Annotated in this window: 16 protein-coding genes and 1 pseudogene; 11 read left to right on the forward strand and 6 right to left on the reverse strand. The window is 46.3% G+C overall.

Annotated elements, in window-relative coordinates; all coding sequences use genetic code 11:
• The first annotated feature begins 20 nt into the window (after window positions 1–20).
• A complete protein-coding gene (locus GRF59_RS26510) occupies window positions 21–197 on the forward strand; it encodes a YjfB family protein (protein ID WP_160500733.1) in 177 nt (58 codons plus the stop codon).
• A gap of 97 nt (window positions 198–294) precedes the next feature.
• On the opposite strand, the gene GRF59_RS26515 is transcribed toward GRF59_RS26510, so the two are convergent.
• Window positions 295–636: a helix-turn-helix domain-containing protein gene (locus GRF59_RS26515; protein WP_160500734.1), complete on the reverse strand. Its 342-nt coding sequence runs from the start codon at window positions 634–636 to the stop codon at window positions 295–297.
• 189 nt (window positions 637–825) lie between these two features.
• On the opposite strand from GRF59_RS26515, the gene GRF59_RS26520 reads away from it, so the two are divergent.
• The 3 genes from GRF59_RS26520 to GRF59_RS26530 all read left to right on the forward strand — a co-directional run bounded on the left by GRF59_RS26520 (window position 826) and on the right by GRF59_RS26530 (window position 3948).
• Window positions 826–1314 carry a hypothetical protein gene (locus GRF59_RS26520; protein ID WP_160500735.1) on the forward strand — a complete coding sequence of 163 codons (489 nt, stop codon included), beginning with the start codon at window positions 826–828 and terminating at the stop codon, window positions 1312–1314.
• Window positions 1315–1907: 593 nt separating this feature from the next.
• The gene (locus GRF59_RS26525; RefSeq protein WP_160500736.1) at window positions 1908–2423 is read left to right on the forward strand and encodes a DUF4241 domain-containing protein; all 516 of its coding nucleotides are present in this window, start codon (window positions 1908–1910) and stop codon (window positions 2421–2423) included.
• 130 nt (window positions 2424–2553) lie between these two features.
• On the forward strand, window positions 2554–3948 hold the full coding sequence (locus tag GRF59_RS26530) for an MATE family efflux transporter (RefSeq protein ID WP_160500737.1): 1395 nt from the start codon (window positions 2554–2556) through the stop codon (window positions 3946–3948).
• Window positions 3949–4277: 329 nt separating this feature from the next.
• Here GRF59_RS26530 and GRF59_RS26535 read toward each other — a convergent pair whose 3' ends face one another.
• From GRF59_RS26535 to GRF59_RS26550, 4 genes are all read right to left on the reverse strand, one after another.
• Window positions 4278–4772: a hypothetical protein gene (locus tag GRF59_RS26535; protein WP_160500738.1), complete on the reverse strand. Its 495-nt coding sequence runs from the start codon at window positions 4770–4772 to the stop codon at window positions 4278–4280.
• Window positions 4773–5045: 273 nt separating this feature from the next.
• Window positions 5046–5978 (reverse strand): dihydroorotate dehydrogenase, encoded by a 933-nt coding sequence (locus GRF59_RS26540; RefSeq protein WP_160500739.1) that lies wholly within the window; start codon window positions 5976–5978, stop codon window positions 5046–5048.
• Complete coding sequence (locus GRF59_RS26545; RefSeq protein ID WP_160500740.1) at window positions 5962–6663, reverse strand: dihydroorotate dehydrogenase electron transfer subunit; 702 nt, start codon at window positions 6661–6663, stop codon at window positions 5962–5964. Before GRF59_RS26545 ends, GRF59_RS26540 begins: the two co-directional genes overlap by 17 nt.
• 308 nt (window positions 6664–6971) lie before the next feature.
• Window positions 6972–7178 carry a hypothetical protein gene (locus tag GRF59_RS26550; protein WP_160500741.1) on the reverse strand — a complete coding sequence of 69 codons (207 nt, stop codon included), beginning with the start codon at window positions 7176–7178 and terminating at the stop codon, window positions 6972–6974.
• A gap of 205 nt (window positions 7179–7383) precedes the next feature.
• Between GRF59_RS26550 and GRF59_RS26555 the strand changes: the two genes are divergently transcribed.
• The 6 genes from GRF59_RS26555 (at window position 7384) to spoVB (ending at window position 15339) form a co-directional block, all read left to right on the forward strand.
• Entirely contained in the window at window positions 7384–8370 is a 987-nt protein-coding gene (locus GRF59_RS26555) for a serine hydrolase domain-containing protein (protein WP_160500742.1), read from the forward strand.
• Between the two features lie 254 nt (window positions 8371–8624).
• Entirely contained in the window at window positions 8625–11213 is a 2589-nt protein-coding gene (locus GRF59_RS26560) for a winged helix-turn-helix domain-containing protein (RefSeq protein ID WP_160500743.1), read from the forward strand.
• Between the two features lie 12 nt (window positions 11214–11225).
• Entirely contained in the window at window positions 11226–11882 is a 657-nt protein-coding gene (locus GRF59_RS26565) for a M48 family metallopeptidase (protein WP_160500744.1), read from the forward strand.
• A 135-nt stretch (window positions 11883–12017) separates the two neighbouring features.
• On the forward strand, window positions 12018–12530 hold the full coding sequence (locus GRF59_RS26570) for a ferritin (protein ID WP_160500745.1): 513 nt from the start codon (window positions 12018–12020) through the stop codon (window positions 12528–12530).
• A 508-nt stretch (window positions 12531–13038) separates the two neighbouring features.
• On the forward strand, window positions 13039–13539 hold the full coding sequence (locus GRF59_RS26575; protein WP_160500746.1) for a GNAT family N-acetyltransferase: 501 nt from the start codon (window positions 13039–13041) through the stop codon (window positions 13537–13539).
• A 243-nt stretch (window positions 13540–13782) separates the two neighbouring features.
• The gene (spoVB, locus tag GRF59_RS26580) at window positions 13783–15339 is read left to right on the forward strand and encodes a stage V sporulation protein B (RefSeq protein WP_160500747.1); all 1557 of its coding nucleotides are present in this window, start codon (window positions 13783–13785) and stop codon (window positions 15337–15339) included.
• A gap of 182 nt (window positions 15340–15521) precedes the next feature.
• On the opposite strand, the pseudogene GRF59_RS26585 reads toward spoVB, so the two are convergent.
• A pseudogene (locus GRF59_RS26585) lies at window positions 15522–15710 on the reverse strand (GTP pyrophosphokinase); the annotation flags it as partial.
• A 248-nt stretch (window positions 15711–15958) separates the two neighbouring features.
• Between GRF59_RS26585 and GRF59_RS26590 the strand changes: the two are divergent.
• The gene (locus tag GRF59_RS26590; RefSeq protein WP_160500748.1) at window positions 15959–17191 is read left to right on the forward strand and encodes a PTS sugar transporter subunit IIC; all 1233 of its coding nucleotides are present in this window, start codon (window positions 15959–15961) and stop codon (window positions 17189–17191) included.
• Window positions 17192–17194 lie beyond the last annotated feature (3 nt).

Below are 17194 nucleotides of genomic sequence, written 5' to 3' on the forward strand. Positions count from 1 at the left end.
AAACCAGAGGAGGTGGCATGATGGATATTGCAGCGTTGTCTACCAAGATGAGCCAGGCGGCATTGTCTCAGCAAGTAAGCGTGTCGGTGCTCCGTTTGGCCAAGGGCCAGGCGGAACTTCAGGGGCAGAATCTGATCAAGATGATGGAAAAGAGCTTGGATCCCAACTTGGGAAAGCAAATTGATATTTCGGTGTGACCTTAACGTAATGAATGGAACTGATTTTACCTAAAGTTCAACCGAAAAAAGCCGATTGGGAAACCAATCGGCTTTTTACTATTTGATCTTAACCCGCTCACTTATAATTGAAAATTTCCTTTACCACATTCTTCGCCATCGCGACCTTCTGGGGATTCTGTTGATTGAGCATATAGTTGATCTCCTGAATATCCGCCTGGGTCTCTTCGCTATCCTCCCGATGGGCTTGGATGAAAAGCTGCGATATATCCACCTCGAGTGCTTCCGCAATTTTGGCGAGGTTCAATAGAGCGACGTTCTTCTCGCCGCGTTCGATTTGACCGATATATGAAAAATGAAAGCCGCCCTTTTCGCCGAGGGCTTCCTGCGTGAAGCCTTTTTCCTTCCTCAGCTCGCGGATGCGGGCTCCCACCCGAAGCAGTATGTCCTTATCTGTCATCCGTTCCACACCTCTCTACTAAAAAGTGTAGATAAAATATGATTCGCTATACACCGTCATCTAAATATCATATATAATATTTATTGATATCATTTTGATGTATAATGGTACATATAAGTATTTCCACGATTCGCAAAATCATAACTGCAGCTAAAGGAATCGTTAATAACCCAATGGGAGCTGAAGCATGTGAATCATTCAACCTCCATCGACGAATGCACAGATACCACGAATAAGCTGTTCACCATCCAGGAACGAATCCCGTTTCAATTCAAAAGCATGATTAAAATGCAGCATCTCGCACAGATCCACATGAACTCGGCAGCCCGGATGATGCATCCGACCTCCGCTCATGTCTGCATTTTGTTTAGCGACCGTGCTTTGGAGTACATGCTTAAGGCAGTATATATGAAGGAGAACCATTGTATGTTTCCGCCGCCTTCGTTTACACTTCAGGAAGTCATTCAGTTAACGGCTCAGGACTCCGTGCCGGATTTGGATGGGGTGATGTTTATGCATACCATTCATTTTCTGGCCGGCTGCAATGAACTTTCCCTTCTTCCGCACATGCACGTCTCGCAGCTTCAGAAGCTACTGCACCGGGTGGACGATGTACTGATTCGCTTGTCCACCAGAGTCGCATCCCATCCTTCTGAACAATACCGCTCTATTTTTTAATGGCATATGTAGAAATCATCCATAGAATCTTCCTATAGAATTACAATCCAGAACAAACCGAACGTTAAACCAATAGAACTGCCATTAGCTTATTCCAACGAAACGGTTAGGAGTAAGCTTTTTTGCGTTCCTTTTTTCGCCTGAGCAACTAAGGGTTGCGATTGAGCCCGGCGTCAAACAGGAGTCGGCTACAAACTAACTTTTGTTGGTTGATGCTGAAAATCATGTACGCTACACTTTGTCTGTTTGGTGAAAACGGGGATTTCAGCCGTGAATTGAGTACGGTCAAGCATACTGATCGATCTTATGGCTTAAGCAAATAGGGAATATCGGGATATGAAAGAACTCTTTTTACACATTTTACAGGAATGGAATGATTCGGAATGAGCTGGTATGCAAGGAAGATGAATAAGTGGTTGGCATTAGTCATCGAATCATAATTCTGCCGGAGAAAGTCGATCTGAGAAGACCGGCTTTTTTTGCCGTATGAGCTTCGGTTCTGGATAGGAGAAGGTGCACCCTGTCATACACTGCAATCGTATCGCAAAGCATGATAGAATAAAATGACTTACGCATGCATTGGAGGCATTCTCATGATTATTGAACTGGGCCATTTTGAAGTGAATTCCGGCCAATTGGCCGTAGCAGATCCTTGTTACGAATTGAATACGGAGACCATCATTATGGGAGTCATAGATAACGTATTGAACGGCGCCTGGGTAGGGCAAGCGGAGAAGGTGGAAGTAAGGGAGTGGGGCGAAGCGTGTTCCAGACTCACGGCCTATCATCATACGGTTGCTGATCAAGATGCAACGCTGGAGTGGGTGAAATGTCCGTTTGTGGTTAGGGCGGAGAGCGAACAAGCAGGGATTTTTGACATCACAAAATATCGGCTTCCTGATGCGGGCGCCCCGGAAAACGGCTCGCATCGCGAGACGGAGTGGTATTACGCCTGCTGCGATATCACGGAAAGCGGGGAAGAAGCGGGTGTGATGGATGGCGGCGTCGTTTCGCGCACAGGTATGGGAAACGGTTCCTACGGGGTATATATGTCCACGGACGGGCAGAATCAGGTGGTTGGTGTGAAGGTTGTATTTATCAAAAGATAGCCCATGATATGGATTGGCAAAAGTTAGATCGAAGGGTTGAAAGAAAAAAATCTCATTCATCACATTTCAGCGGCTCAAACCGTGCTATAATAATGTACGCATTAGACTACACTGAAAAAGAGATGATCCCTTGGGTACGCCAGCGCCTTATTATAGACAAAAAACAAATGTATTTCTTCATAAGTACTTCACCGGAAGTAAGCTTGATTATAAGCAAATTATCGCGATCATTATTCCGATATTTGTGGATCAAGCTTTTATTATTTTAATGAGTTTGATGAACACGGCGATGATCGCCTCCTCAGGCGTGGCTGCGGTGAGTGCGGTTAGCATGGTGGATTCGCTGAATATTTTTCTGATTAACGTCTTCATTGCCGTGGCGACAGGGGGTACGGTCATCGTTGCGCAGTATAAGGGAAGCGGAAATCAGCAGATGGCATCGAAGGCTGCGGGGCAGGCGATTACGGCCGTGGCGGTCTTGTCCGTGCTCTTGTGCGTGACGGTGATTGCCTTTCATACGCCCGTGCTGAACCTGCTGTTCGGCAAGGCCGATGCGGATGTATTCCACAACGCCAGGCTGTTCCTGATCGGCAGTTGTATTTCATATCCTTTTATCGCGATTTTTCAAGCAGTCACGGGGGCGCTGAGAGGCGTGGCAGAAACCAAGGCTTGCCTTGGATTGTCGCTGATCATGAACCTGACTTATCTGCTTCTGAATATCCTGTTCATTACGGTGCTTGATATGGGCATTATGGGACTCATCATTTCCATGATTACGGCGAGGGTTCTTGGGATGGCCGTGTCGCTGTTTTACATGATCCGAATGAATCACACGCTGCAGTACCGGATCAAGAATGCGCTGAAAATCGATTTTTCCATCCTGAAAAAGATTATGATCATCGGCGTTCCCTTTGCGGCGGAGCAAATGTTCTTCAACGGCGGCAAGCTGTTGACGCAAACCTTCATCGTGCAGCTCGGTACGCTGGCGATTACGGTGAATGCCATTAGCGGCTCGATATCGCTGCTGTTCCAGATCGGGGGCAGTGCGCTGAGCATCGCGGTAGTGACGGTGGTCGGCCAGTGCATCGGCAATGGCAGCATTCCGGACGCCAGGAAGTTTATCAAATCATTCATCGGGCTGTCGACGGCCTTCTTCATATTGATCGCGGCGGTGATCCTGCCATTGTTCCCATACATTATCAAGCTGTTCTCGCCGCCGGCCGAAATCGTTCCAGATATCTTCAAGCTGACGCTGCTGATCACGATTACGCAGCCGATTTTCTGGTCCGTCAGCTTCATCATGCCTTCGGCATTGAGAGCGGCAGGGGACTCCAACTTTACGTCGGTGACGTCTCTGCTGTCGATGTGGGTGCTGCGCGTCTTTTTGGGCTATTTCCTCGCGATAACGTTACAGATGGGAATTATGGGCGTATGGATCGCCATGGTCACTGAATGGGGCGTGCGCGGGCTGATTTTCTGGCTGCGATTCAGGGGAGACAAGTGGTATCGGCGGAAGCTGATTTAGGTTAATGCAGGAGAATGATCTCATCCTCTCGTATGGATTGTATGGATAGCAACAGCATCATTACTAATGTTCTAGTACAAGCGCAACGATCATTCTTTTGGTTCAATTTATTTGTCGTTCTTCGAAGGGAAATGGATCTTTTGGAGAATGAAAAAGGGCTTCCTCCTCTTGATGTTTTGGTGTTACAAATGATCTCTTAAAGTAGGGGGAAGTCCTTTTTCGTGTTATGTTCGAATGGACGTTGATGTCCATGGTCGAATGCTATTATTCACCATATCAGGAAAATTAGTGTACGGTGACTTTCACTACAGAGATCACTAAAAATGTGTTTACTGCAATCCTGTATCAGACACCCTTACTTGTACATTGCCTGAAACAGCTCCACTTTTTGTGGTGAAATCTATGCTGTGACGTCCACTTGTCGCATTATTGACTACGATTGCTGTAGATGAATTTGCCGCAATATCATATGAGTAAGATTGACTACCATATTTAACAGTCATCACCATTATTTCGCTTCTTGTATTTGTTGCATATACACGATAAGCAGGGTAACCAACTGGTTGGTCCCAACTATGTCCAAAGGTGCTCACGGCTTGATCTAATATAACGTAGTTGGAATAAGGTTCTATTGAAGGACCTGTTGAAATTTGAGGGTGTTCTTGTTCGTTACTAGTAGTATCTTTTGCAAATACAAGGCTTGAAGTTTTGGTTCCTGAAACTGAGGGGGATTCTGAGGTAGATGCTAAAACTGGCATAGCCATTGCTATTGATGCTACTAAAGCTAAAGACAAAATCGCAGAAAAAGCCTTTTTTTTCTTCATACAATTATTTCTCCTTTTTTTTTGCTGCGACATCTGGTTCGATGATCTAATATAATTAACACCTATAAATAGAAAAAGTTACACTGTGAGTGGAAAAAAATTACATTGTGGAGAAATTTGTTTGGTGCCAATTAAAATACTACTGGTTAAGGAGCTCCGTATGGAAGAAATCCTCGAGGATTGCCCATACGGTGGCTTCTTTGCTGTCGATGTTGGTGCTGCGTGTCTTTTTAGGCTATTTCCTCGCGACAACGTTGAGCCCGAATCTCATCCTCATCCTATAATCCCGCGAATTTCGTCCAGGCTCTGGATGTTCTCTTGTTCCATGAAGTTGTGCAGCCCGAGCAGCAGATTCTCGCCGGCACGCAGGTTCATGAAGTTATACGTTCCGACCTGCACGACCTCCGCGCCGGCCATAATGAATTCGATGATATCCGAGGCTGAGGTAATTCCACCCATACCCATGACGGGAATCGTTACCTGACGGGCAACCTGATGCACCATGCGCAAAGCAATCGGTTTGATGGCCGGGCCGGATAGTCCGGCATACAGATTCGAGAAGACGCTCCGGCGCTGATGGATGTCGATTGTCATGCCCGAAAAGGTATTGACCAGAGATACGGCATCCGCGCCTTCCTCCTCGCACATGACCGCCATGTCCACGATATTCTCCGCATTCGGCGACAGTTTCACGGCAAGGGGTAGCGAGGTGGCTTGGCGCACTTCACGAATGACTTCCCTGGCAACTTCGGTCTTGATGCCGAAGGCCATCCCGCCTTCCTTGACGTTAGGACAGGAAATGTTCAGCTCGATCATGTCCACGCCGCGAAGATGTGTATTATGGCGTTCTCCGGTATCTTTCGTGATTTTGACTGCGCCCAGAACGTAGTCTTCGATACTGCTTCCGCCCAGATTGGCGATCCGGACCGGTTCGATCGTTTCCCAGAACTTCATCTCTTCGGCGAGAAAGGCGTCGATGCCCGGATTCTCCAGGCCAACGCTGTTCATCATGCCCCCAGCCGTTTCCCAGATGCGGGTTCCCGTATTGCCCCTACGTGGATTCAGGGTCAGCCCTTTGCTGACGATGCCCCCGAGCTGATTGATATCGTACAGTCTGGCGTATTCCTGACCGAATCCAAACGTCCCGGATGCCATTACGATGGGATTACGAAAAGGTATGCCGGCAATGTTACAGGCTAAGTTCATGCCACTCAACCTCCTTTGCCAAAAATACGGGCCCGTCGGTGCACACCTTGCGATTGCCGTTCTTGTTCATCACCGAACACACGTAACAGGCCCCCACACCGCATGCCATTCGTTTCTCCAGAGATACGTACACCTTCGTCTCCAGTCCCTCCGCCATGCGCGCCGCTTCCTTCAGCATGCCGAGCGGACCGCAGACGATAGCATAGTCATAATGACTGAAGTTGACTTCCTCAAGAATGCTGCCGCCGATCTGCACGGTGAGCTGATTCGCATACGGCGTAAAAGCCTCTGTCAAATACGGCTGCTTCTGAAATCCCAGATAGACGTCGGGTTTGTCCAGCTGCCTGGCGGCGTACAGCAGAGGAGCAATGCCAATTCCGCCACCAATGAGAGCGATGCGCCCCTTCACCTGCGGAAACCCGTTGCCTAGCGGTCCCGCAAGTTTAATGGAATCGCCTCCGCGCAGCTCTGCCATCAATCGCGTGCCTTCGCCCGCGATACGGTAAAGGAATTGCATGCGGTCCTGCTCCAGGTTATGTATGCTGATCGGACGGGATAGCAGGGGGGCGTCCCGGGAGGTGCGCAGCATGTAGAATTGCCCCATGCGGGCTGCCTGGAAATCGCCAACGACTGTCATGAGGCAGATATTATCGTAAATGCGCTCGTTGGAAAGAATCGTATGCACGGTAGATGCTCCTTTTTTCGAGACTTTGAAAAGTCTGATCCGGCTGTTCTAATGACTCGCAAGTATTGCGCGCTTGCGCTCAGAGTCCTCAATCTCTCTCTACTATGACTGTTCTTTGCTATATTCTACCGTGATGCTCATCACAGCCCAGTTCCTATGCAAGTGCGCGGCGATGGGTTTACAAGGTTTGCTGTTCTGCCTGTGGTTTGTGCGGTGCAGTGGTAAGCGGGGAGATGAAGTAAATGGATCATGAAAGAAACGTAGCGTTAAACGAGGCGGAGGCTGTGTCATTTATATCATTCCATGTTCTATTTCTTTTTTTTGAAGAAATCGAACTTGATCACATAATCAAAGAGAGAGGTAATGACAACAGCTCCGAGTGGAATCATTGCGTATGCCCAAGGGGGATTGTTTGGAGCTTCACCAGGGGGTGCATCAATTAAAATCTCATAAAGGACAAAACAGTAAATTACGGCCACTATAATACCTGTTACGTTTCTATCTTTTTTGCGCATAGCTTTTCACCTCATATCCCCTCAAGAAATTCAAACTATTGTATTTTTCTACCTAAAAAAATTATAACACGGCGGCGCAACAACAAATGGGAGAGGTTTGACATATCATATAGGAAATGGTTACATATCCATGAAGAGGTTCACTGTAGCTGCAAATTACATATAAGTCTGGCAAATACACTTAGAAGCAAAAAAGGAGAATATTATGAATTACGAAGCATTGATGGATGATGATTTTAGTGGAGTTATATCCATTCGCAGACATGGCGAGGTCATTTTTGAAAAGGCTTACGGGTACGCTGATCTGCCCAATCAGGTCATGAATCAGATCGACACGAAATTTGCGACGGCTTCCGCAGGCAAGGCATTCGTGGCTGTAGCGATTTTGCGGTTGATAGAAGAGGGAAAACTCCGGTTTGATGAACGGATTGGGGACGCGCTGAGCCTGGAGTTGAATTCGATTGATCGGGGAGTCACGATCGAGCAGCTGCTTATTCACACATCCGGCATTCCGGACTATTTCGATGAAAGCGTGATGAATAATTACGATGAACTGTGGAGGGATTATCCGAATTATAAAATCCGGAAGTCTGCCGATGTGCTGCCGCTTTTTATTCATAAACCGATGATGTACCCGCCCGGCGAGAGATTTCAGTACAATAATTCAGGTTATGTCATGCTTGGTCTGGTGATTGAGGAAAAGACCGGAATGCCTTTTGATGAGTATCTGCAGCAGGTTGTTTTTGATCCATGCGGCATGAAGGATACCGGATATTATGAGCTGGACAGACTGCCTGCGCGCTGCGCGAATAACTATATATACGATACGCAGCGCAAGCAGTTCTATACGAATATTTACAGCGTAGATGTCAAGGGAACCGGGGCAGGCGGCGTATTTACGACGGTTGTGGACATTCATAAGTTCTGGGATGGTTTATTAGCCGGGGAACTACTCCCTAGTGCCATGGTCTCCAATATGCTGAGTATGCATAGCTCGGATCATTACGACGCATATGGTTACGGAATGTGGCTCATCAAGAAGAATGGCATTCCATACTTTCAAGGTTGCGATCCTGGTGTCAGCTTTATATCGACATATAGTTTGCAGCAGCAGCTAAATATTACCATTATGAGTAACTTCGGATGCAATGTCTGGGGCATCAACGAAAAGATTTTGGAGCAAGAAAAATAGTCGGGGCCCCGTATGATAGGCGGAGCGTGAACTTTGGTTCATGCTCCGCTTTTTTTGTTCCCGCAGGCAAAGTGGAGAAGGCACGGATTTCATATTTTGATTTCATATTTTAATGCGGTGCTATCTCATATATACTACGATTATTAGACGGACCTTTCTTGATATATTTATTTGACGTTTTTTTCTTTAGATAGATTCGCGGTACGAACATCATAGTGCCGCTGTACCGAATGTGATTTACGGAGGGACTTCCATTGATTGTAAGTACGAAGCTTCATATCCCTCATGTGCGAAATGCTTTAGTGTCCCGTCCCAGGCTTCTTCGAATGCTTCATGAGGGGATGGACGCCAAGCTGACGCTTGTGTCTGCGCAGGCTGGTTACGGGAAAACAACGGTGTTAAGTGAATGGGCGAAACAGTGCCGCAGCCATGTGGCATGGGTTTCCCTGGATAAACAGGATAATGATTGGATTCAATTTTGGAGTTATCTTATCGCCGCAATTCAGGAGAGCGTTCCCGGTTTTGGTCCGTCGCTTGAAGCCATATTTAAGAACGGGCCGTCGGGGACGCTGGAGTCTGCGGTTTCGGGGCTCTTGAACGAGCTATGTCGGTTATCGGGCGAGCTGGTCATCGTCTTCGACGATTATCATGTCATTGAACTTCCCGCGATCCACCAGTCCTTGACTTATTTGCTGGAGCATTTGCCTCCCCATATTCATCTATATATTGCGAGCCGTACCGATTTGCCAATCCCTACCGCCAGACTTCTGGTCACAGGCGAACTGCATCAAATCATGATGTGGGATTTACGCTTTCAGCTCGATGAAGGGGTGACCTTTTTTCGGGAGGTGAACCAATTATCACTAACCCGGGAGCAGGCGACGGAGCTGTTTCATCAGACGGAAGGCTGGATCAGCGGATTACAGCTCGCGGCGATCTCGCTGAAACGCAGCAGGAATATTACCGAGACCATTGCGCAATTTGGCGGTCAACAGCATCATATTTCCGATTATTTGCTTGAAGAAGTGTTTCGTCATCAATCCGAGTCTATTCGCGCATTTCTATTGGAAACGTCTATTTTAGAGCGGATGAATCGTTCCTTATGCCAGGCGGTAACAGGGCAAAAGAACGCCCAGAAGCAGCTGGAACGGCTGGAGCAGCTGAATTTATTCGTCATTCCTTTGGACGAGCATAGAGATTGGTACCGGTATCATCATCTACTGTCTGACTTTTTGCAAAAAATGTTGTTGACGACAAATCCGGATCGCTGGGTCCAAGTCCACACCCGAGCGGCGGTCTGGCTGGAGAGCCATGGCTTAGAGGAGGCAGCGGTCGAGCATTACTTGAAGGGCAAACAAGCCAGGGATGCATTGCGGTTGATTGAGAAAAATCTGCATGCGTTAGTGCAATCCAAAAGCGTGGTGCTGATGCGATGGGTATCTGCATTGCCGGAAGAGTCTCTGGCGGAGAAGCCGATAATCGAATTATTTTATATATCCGTTCTGCTGGGAGTCGGGGAATGGAAGGCCGCCTTCCGGAGAGTGGAGCAGGCTAAAGTCCGGTTTCAATCGCTGCAGGGAAAAGTGAGCGAGGCTGACTGGGACCAAATGATGGGCAACATCTACTTTTTCTGTTCGGTCGCCGCCTATCTGCAAAAGGATTTGGAGCAAACCTCTGCATACTTCACATTGGTCGAGAAATACGTGCCTGAGGGCAGCTTCTTTCAAACCATGGGACGCAACCGTTACCAAGGTTACGAAGCGTTTGACGATCACTTGGCGCATATCAATGATTTTCATGCAGCGTATGCCTTCTTGAAGAAGTGGATTGGGATCTGGGAGCATAAGGAGAAATATCCGTTTTTCGGGTACTTGTCTGCTTCGTATAGTAAGGTGTTGTACGAATGGAACCGGTTGGACGAAGCCGAGCATGTGATCAGCCGGGTCCTTGGTCGCAAGGACATGGAGCCCTTTGCCCGGATCCTGATTCATGTTGCCACTAGCGCTTCGCGAATACAGCAGGCCAAGGGCAATTCGCACCGCGCATCGGAGCTGCTTACGCAATTGAAAGGTAAAATTAATTCACCCGATCATGAGTTATTCATGCTTAGAATCGAAGCCGAACAAGCAAGTTTAGCTGCGCGGCAAGGCGCCCTCGAAGAGGCGCTCGATTGGCTGCAAACATGCGGTCTGGCGCATACAGATGAGGTCACACCGAACCAAATGCCGGATTACCTGGCTCTGGCTGCAGTGCTGTTGGCGTGCGAGCGATTGGATGAAGCACTAAACCTATTGAAACAGTTGCAGCGTTTATTGGAAAAGACAGAAGGCCTGCGGGACCGAATCAAAGTACTTATTATGCAAAGCGTGGCTTTTTGGCGATTGGGCCAAACGGAGGCTTCGCTCCTTCCACTGGAGACGGCCTTACACTTGGCAGAGCCGCACGGGTATATTCGCAGTTTTATTGACGAAGGTCCGATCATGGCTGACATACTATCAGCTTATTTGAACAAGTTACGGCAGGGAAGCTTGACCGGGGGAATCCCGGCTGGCGCCCTCGGCTCCTTAAGCTATGTCAAACAGCTGCTTGAAGCTTTGCATGTCACTCCGAAAGAAGAACGGCAGCATATAGATAGACTAACGGAACAAGAGTCGAAGGTTCTCCGGTTGATCGCGGATGGATTGTCCAATAAAGAAATTGCTCAGCGGCTATATGTCACAGTCGAAACCGTAAAGTTTCACATTAAGAACGTGTACAGAAAGCTTGGCGTAAACAACCGGGTTCAGGCGCTGCAGTGCGCCCATGAGCTGATGATATTACAAGGCCAAAAACCATATGAATAGAAGTGATTGGTAATGAAAATTGAATTGGAACGGCAAACCATCGAAGTTCACGTGTCCTATGGGCCCCGAAAAAAAATGACGATTCAGATCGACCCTACGGGCTTGGTTACGGTTAAGGCTCCTAATGGTACGGGGCAGGACGTCGTGATGAATGCCGTGAAGCAGCACGGGGAAAAGATTTTGAAACAACTGCAAGCCATTGAGCAGACTCGTGCTGCAGTCCCACAGCTCAAAGAGTATCAAGATAAGGGCAAATTCCTTCATTTGGGGAAATACCATGTTCTTCAGGAGCTCATTGAGACGGAGAATCGGAGTGAAGAAGAGCTTAAACGCGATCTGAAAAAATTTTACTTCTCCAGCTGCAAAAAAGTGATCCAGGAACGGCTCCCTATCTATCAGAAGCAGCTCAAGGTAAATCCCAAAACCGTCGAAATCGTCGAGTCCAGAACCAAGTGGGGAAGCTGCAGCTCGGATAAGCATTTAACCTTCAATTATCGTCTGGCCATGGCACCCGTTGAAGTGATTGATTATGTGATTATCCATGAGCTATGTCACCTTACGCATATGAACCATGATCGATCCTTCTGGAGACGGGTAGGAAGCGTGATGCCGGACTATAAAGAAAAGGAGCAATTTCTGGCAAGGTATGGACAAGCGATGACATTGTAGTACTCTTTACAATCCCGCTTATTTCCAACATACTAAAAGTAGATTAGAAGGAAGCCATGGTAAAAGCAGCACAACGATTACTGCCAAATTCCGGCTTACCTTTCTTCTAGATTAGTGATAAGGGAGAATGATCCGATGTTAAGTGAGAAGCTGCTCGCGAAGTTAAACGATCAAATGAATTACGAATTTTATTCTTCCCAAGTGTACCTGGCGATGGCGGCGTATTGTTCGTCGGAGAGTTTTGACGGCTTTGCGAATTTTTTCATCATGCAATCGGAAGAAGAAAAATATCATGGGATGAGAATATTCCATTTCATCAATGCGCTGGGGAAACGGGCTATCGTGACAGGTATGGACAATCCTCAGAATGAATATAACTCTTTGCTGGATGCTTTTGAACATTCCTTTGAACATGAGAAAACAGTGACCAAACGCATCTATGAATTATCTGATATTGCATGGGATGAGCGGGAACATGCGACGATTAATTTCCTGAAGTGGTTCATTGACGAGCAGGTGGAAGAGGAAGATACCTTCGATAGCATTATCCAGAAGCTGCGCCGCATCGATAATGATAGTAACGCGTTCTACATGCTCGATTCCGAGCTGGCGAAGCGCACGTTTACGCCACCAGCAAGCGAAGAATAATCATACACGCGACGAAGAAGCTGTTTTCCTTAGGAGAGCAGCTTCTTTTTCAGATATAAGAGCCTTAAGCACTTCATGTTAATCGAGAGAATACTCCCCATTTGGGGAGTTATTTTTTGATGGCAGCTGTTTTATAGTTGAACCTTGAAATGAGTTTCGACATCAAATGACAAAAACAACTGCATCGGAATGCCGATCACTGATCACACCTCATCATCGTGCAACTGCTCAACATTTGACTTTCTGGCCTCAACTTAAAAGATTATCACTACGTTTCCCTCTGGCGGGATATTGTAACGAACGAACAGCTGGAAGATGACTCAGTTAAAGCGATAGGGCGGGGGATGAAATGAGGATCATTCTCTGCTTTTTTTTGTGCCGAAAATAAAGGAGGAAGGCGTACTCAGGCAGAAAGGTAGAAATGAGTAACTCTACAAGGAAGAGAAGCGCGAAACCATGATCGGGCTGTGCGAAAAAGAATGGTACCATACGGAAAGTGGGTTGAAATATGAAACTGGAAACCGAACGCTTAGTGCTGCATACGTTGGATTTGGATTGGATTGACGCGGCGGCTAAGCAGGACACACACGCTTTTGAAGTCATGGGTTATACGTCTAACGGCGAATGGCCGGGGCCAGATTTTTATGACGCGCTGCCTTTTTTTCGGGATCTGCTCATCAAAAATAACGGCACGCGGGGATTCGATTCCTGGATTATGGTGACTAAGGACAATCATGAAATCGTAGGTGGGATTGGATTTTTGGGCGAACCGGATGCTGAGGGGGTCATCGAAATCGGTTTTGCGACGAATGAGAGCCATCAGCGGAAGGGCTATTGCTTCGAGGCTGCTACCCGATTGATCCATTGGGCTTTGGGTCACGATGAGGTGAAGCGAATCACGGCCCGCTGTGAGCTGGACAACACCGCTTCCCAACACGTGCTGGAGAAGCTTGGATTCCAAATCGAGCGGCGTGACGAGGAGTTCATCCATTGGATTTACCGGGGATAATGCAGATTTAATTATAAAAGCGCTTCACATAAAAACGGCCATGGAGAATCAATGCTCCATGGTCGTTTTTTGCTTATTGGGGCTGACCCTTGCGTTCCCGCTTTTCTGCTTAGCGCTTTTATTCCACCTGTGTAGTGATAGGTTTCTTACGAACCATCCGCATACTTGTCTGCATGTATTGGCGTGTTTTCGAATAGGTTTAAAAAGTAGGACAGGACAGACAGTAGGGTGGAGATGCGACGCATGGAAATGAAAAAGCAAAGCTTTATTCGCGGGACGTTCATTTTAACCGTTTCCTCTTTTTTTACGAAAGGACTCGGATTTGTGAACGGCATATTGCTGGCGCGTTTTTTGGGAGCCGAAGGGGTAGGGCTGTTGATGATCGCCCATCCGCTGCTTCCGTTGTTTATTACGTTAACGGAGCTCGGCCTTCCTGTTGCGATTTCGAAGCTGGTGTCGGAGGCGGAGGTCAAGGGAGACGAGGCACGGATAAAACGGATTCTGACCGTGTCCTTATCGGTTACGGGCAGCTTAAGCGTCGTATTGACCCTGGCGGCTCTATTCGGTTCCAAATGGATTGCCTCGATGGTGTTAGCCGATCAACGGGCGTATTACGCGATGGTCGCCATCACGCCGATCATTCCGATTATTGCGATGTCGGCCGTACTGAAGGGGTATTTCCGCGGCAGGCAGAACATGAGCCCGCTCGCTTTATCCGACATTATTGAGAATCTGGCGCAAATCATCGTCATTATCGGCGTTGTTAACATTCTGCTGCCGTATGGCATCGCGTATGCCGCTGCGGGAGCGATGGCTGCATCCGTTATCGGTGAAGGCGTGGGGCTGATGTATTTGTTTGCCATGTTCAAATGGGTCCACCGGGGGAAGACGAGGGAAAAGCCTGCCATAGCGCCAAGCGCTTCACCTACAAAAGACCGCACGCTGAGGGACTTGCTGCGCATTGGACTTCCGATGACGGGCAGCGGCTTTATCCATTCGATCTATCATGCCTTTCTCCCGCTGCTCATTACGAAAAGTCTGGTGCTGTTCGGTGTCGGGGTTGAGATGGCGACGAAGCAGTTCGGCCTGCTCGCCGGTTATGCCATTCCGCTGTTGTTCCTGCCCAGCTTCTTTACGCAATCGCTGTCGACCGCATTAATTCCGGCGATCAGCGAAGCCAGCGTGGACAACAATAGCCAACTCATGCACAGCCGCATGGACATGGCCATGCGTACCGGTCTTATTGCCGGCCTGCCCTGTACCATCATCCTGTACTTATGGGCAGAACCGCTGACGACGGTGATCTACCATGCGCCGGAAGCGGGCGTGCTGCTGCAGCTGCTGGCACCGCTTTTTTTCCTCCATTATTTTGAGGCGCCGCTTCGCGCTATTCTGCTTGGTTTGGGCCGGGCGTCCACCGTCATGTGGAACCATGTGATGACGAATATTTTTGAAGTAAGCATGATCTTCGTGCTCGGTTCCAATCTCGGAATCAAAGGGGTTGCCATGGGCTTTGGCCTTGGTATTCTGATGCTGGCGATGCTCAATTTCTGGGCCGTGGCCGGAACGATCGGATTTTACTTAGACATCCGGGTCGTACTCAAGGCAGGTGCGGGTGCGATTGTCATGACGATTACCAGTCTGGCAGCACATCGCTTTCTGCTGCAAATGGACTTGGGGCAGACCATTGCGTTATTCGGGGCGCTGCTTATTTCGCTTATCGCCTATGGGGCAACGCTGCAATTAACCCGGGCACTGCGCAGCGGGCCGAAGACGCCGACGATTACGCCGATTTCTTAAGCGGGATGACGCTAAATGCGCAAATGCAAAAGAAAATCCGATACCAGGATGGTATCGGATTTTCTTTGGACTTGGCAGACATCGCTTACTCTATCTTAGAGACCAGCTTAAGCAAATTTTCCGGGATTATGAATTTCTCGTTGTCGATCAGCAATTGAAAATCCTCTTTGGCATCGGACTGATGGGACCGTTTCATTGCATTTGTAGAAGATCTTATGCTCCAGGCTCGCCCAAAAATCCATCGCAATAGTGCGGATTTGGATTTCCACGCACATGGATTCCTCGTGGTCGGTCATGAACACGGGGACTTCGGCCAGGATATGAAGGCTTTTGTAGCCGTTTGGTTTCGGGTTTTGAATATGATTTTTCAGATATTTCCGGATGATAGAATATAGTCTTTTTTACTCATAAATGTATGTCGATAAAGAGCAAATAAATAACCTTTTTAAGGGATATTGTCAAATTTTACCCCTTAATTGTAGAAAAATGCCCCTTCAAATAAAACAATATAAGGAATAAAATATATTGGTAGTAAAAAATTGTAATAAAAAGGAGGTTGTTAGAAATTAAATGGTCGCTACTTTGAACAGAATAAAAGCGCTTACAGGAGAGAGGATTCTTGAGAAAAAAACTTGATTTGATTATGAACTCCATACTGTTACAAACCATTAAAAATGGTTTTACCAGCATTAGTTCGCTTACTATTGTTGCTTCGGTATTTGTATTATTAACGAATTTCCCCATTCAGTCTGTGAATAATTTTATGATTGATAATTTCAGTTTGTTATGGTTAGATATCTTGCCTTCAATCTCTGCTTCATTTTATAGCTTGATAAGTGTTTATATTGTGATAAGTATCTCTTACCATTATTCAAAAGAATTATGCTTACCCGCATTGATTACTTCAGTATCGACATTATATGTATATTTGGTTTTCATACCGTTTTCTTCAATTAACAATGGGGAATACATTTCTACATATTATTTGAATTCTAATGGGATTTTCTTTTCTATGATAATAGGTCTTATAGTTCCTAGGATAATAAAAATAGTCTACAAAAGAAATCTAACAATAAAATTACCGAAGGAAGTTCCCAAAGAAGTATCCGAAAGCTTCGAATCTATCATACCACTTCTATTAGTTTTAACTGGCGCAACTATAATCAATATTCTAATAAAATCTACAAGTTATAATAACATTCCTAATTTAATAATGAAGATTTTACAAGAGCCAATTACGTATTTGGGAGGCACTTTAATTGCGGTAGTGATTATTAATTTTGGAGTGAGTTTTTTTTGGTTTTTCGGATTTAATGGCTCATTTTTGTTTAAATCAATCACTACGCCTGTTTTTACTACTTTATCTATTGAAAACATAAATGCATTATCTGCAGGAAAAGATGCTCCCAATATTATTACAGCGACTTTCCAATCAGTATTTATCAATTATGGAGGAAGTGGTAGTACATTAGCTCTAATAGTTGCCATACTAATTACTTGTAAGAATATTAAGTTGAAACAATTAGCTAAATTATCTTTTATACCAGGATTATTTAATATTAATGAGCCGATTGTTTATGGCATCCCTATTATTTTGAATCCAATTTTGTTTTTTCCGTTAGTGATTTGTCCTGTAATTAACACAATTTTAGCCTATTTTAGTATGTACTTTAAGATCGTTAGTTATACAAATGGCATTCAACTACCATGGACTACACCACCTTTTATCTCAGGATTTTTAAGTTCGGGAATATCAGGATTATTTTTACAGGTGTGTCTTTTAGTTTTAAATGTATTGATTTATTTGCCTTTTGTTAAAAAATTAGATAATTCATCTAAACAATTTTTTTGAAAA

It is taken from the genome of Paenibacillus dendrobii, from assembly GCF_009807035.1.
GTDB classification, from domain to species: Bacteria; Bacillota; Bacilli; order Paenibacillales; family Paenibacillaceae; genus Paenibacillus_AQ; species Paenibacillus_AQ dendrobii.

Excerpts from the sequence above, each read along its gene's own strand:
- GRF59_RS26510 (WP_160500733.1), top strand. The coding sequence starts at position 21 with ATGGATATTGCAGCGTTGTCTACCAAGATGAGCCAGGCGGCATTGTCT.
- GRF59_RS26515 (WP_160500734.1), bottom strand. The coding sequence starts at position 636 with ATGACAGATAAGGACATACTGCTTCGGGTGGGAGCCCGCATCCGCGAG.
- GRF59_RS26525 (WP_160500736.1), top strand. The coding sequence starts at position 1,908 with ATGATTATTGAACTGGGCCATTTTGAAGTGAATTCCGGCCAATTGGCC.
- GRF59_RS26535 (WP_160500738.1), bottom strand. The coding sequence starts at position 4,772 with ATGAAGAAAAAAAAGGCTTTTTCTGCGATTTTGTCTTTAGCTTTAGTA.
- GRF59_RS26540 (WP_160500739.1), bottom strand. The coding sequence starts at position 5,978 with ATGAACTTAGCCTGTAACATTGCCGGCATACCTTTTCGTAATCCCATC.
- GRF59_RS26550 (WP_160500741.1), bottom strand. The coding sequence starts at position 7,178 with ATGCGCAAAAAAGATAGAAACGTAACAGGTATTATAGTGGCCGTAATT.
- GRF59_RS26555 (WP_160500742.1), top strand. The coding sequence starts at position 7,384 with ATGAATTACGAAGCATTGATGGATGATGATTTTAGTGGAGTTATATCC.
- GRF59_RS26565 (WP_160500744.1), top strand. The coding sequence starts at position 11,226 with ATGAAAATTGAATTGGAACGGCAAACCATCGAAGTTCACGTGTCCTAT.
- GRF59_RS26570 (WP_160500745.1), top strand. The coding sequence starts at position 12,018 with ATGTTAAGTGAGAAGCTGCTCGCGAAGTTAAACGATCAAATGAATTAC.
- GRF59_RS26575 (WP_160500746.1), top strand. The coding sequence starts at position 13,039 with ATGAAACTGGAAACCGAACGCTTAGTGCTGCATACGTTGGATTTGGAT.
- spoVB (WP_160500747.1), top strand. The coding sequence starts at position 13,783 with ATGGAAATGAAAAAGCAAAGCTTTATTCGCGGGACGTTCATTTTAACC.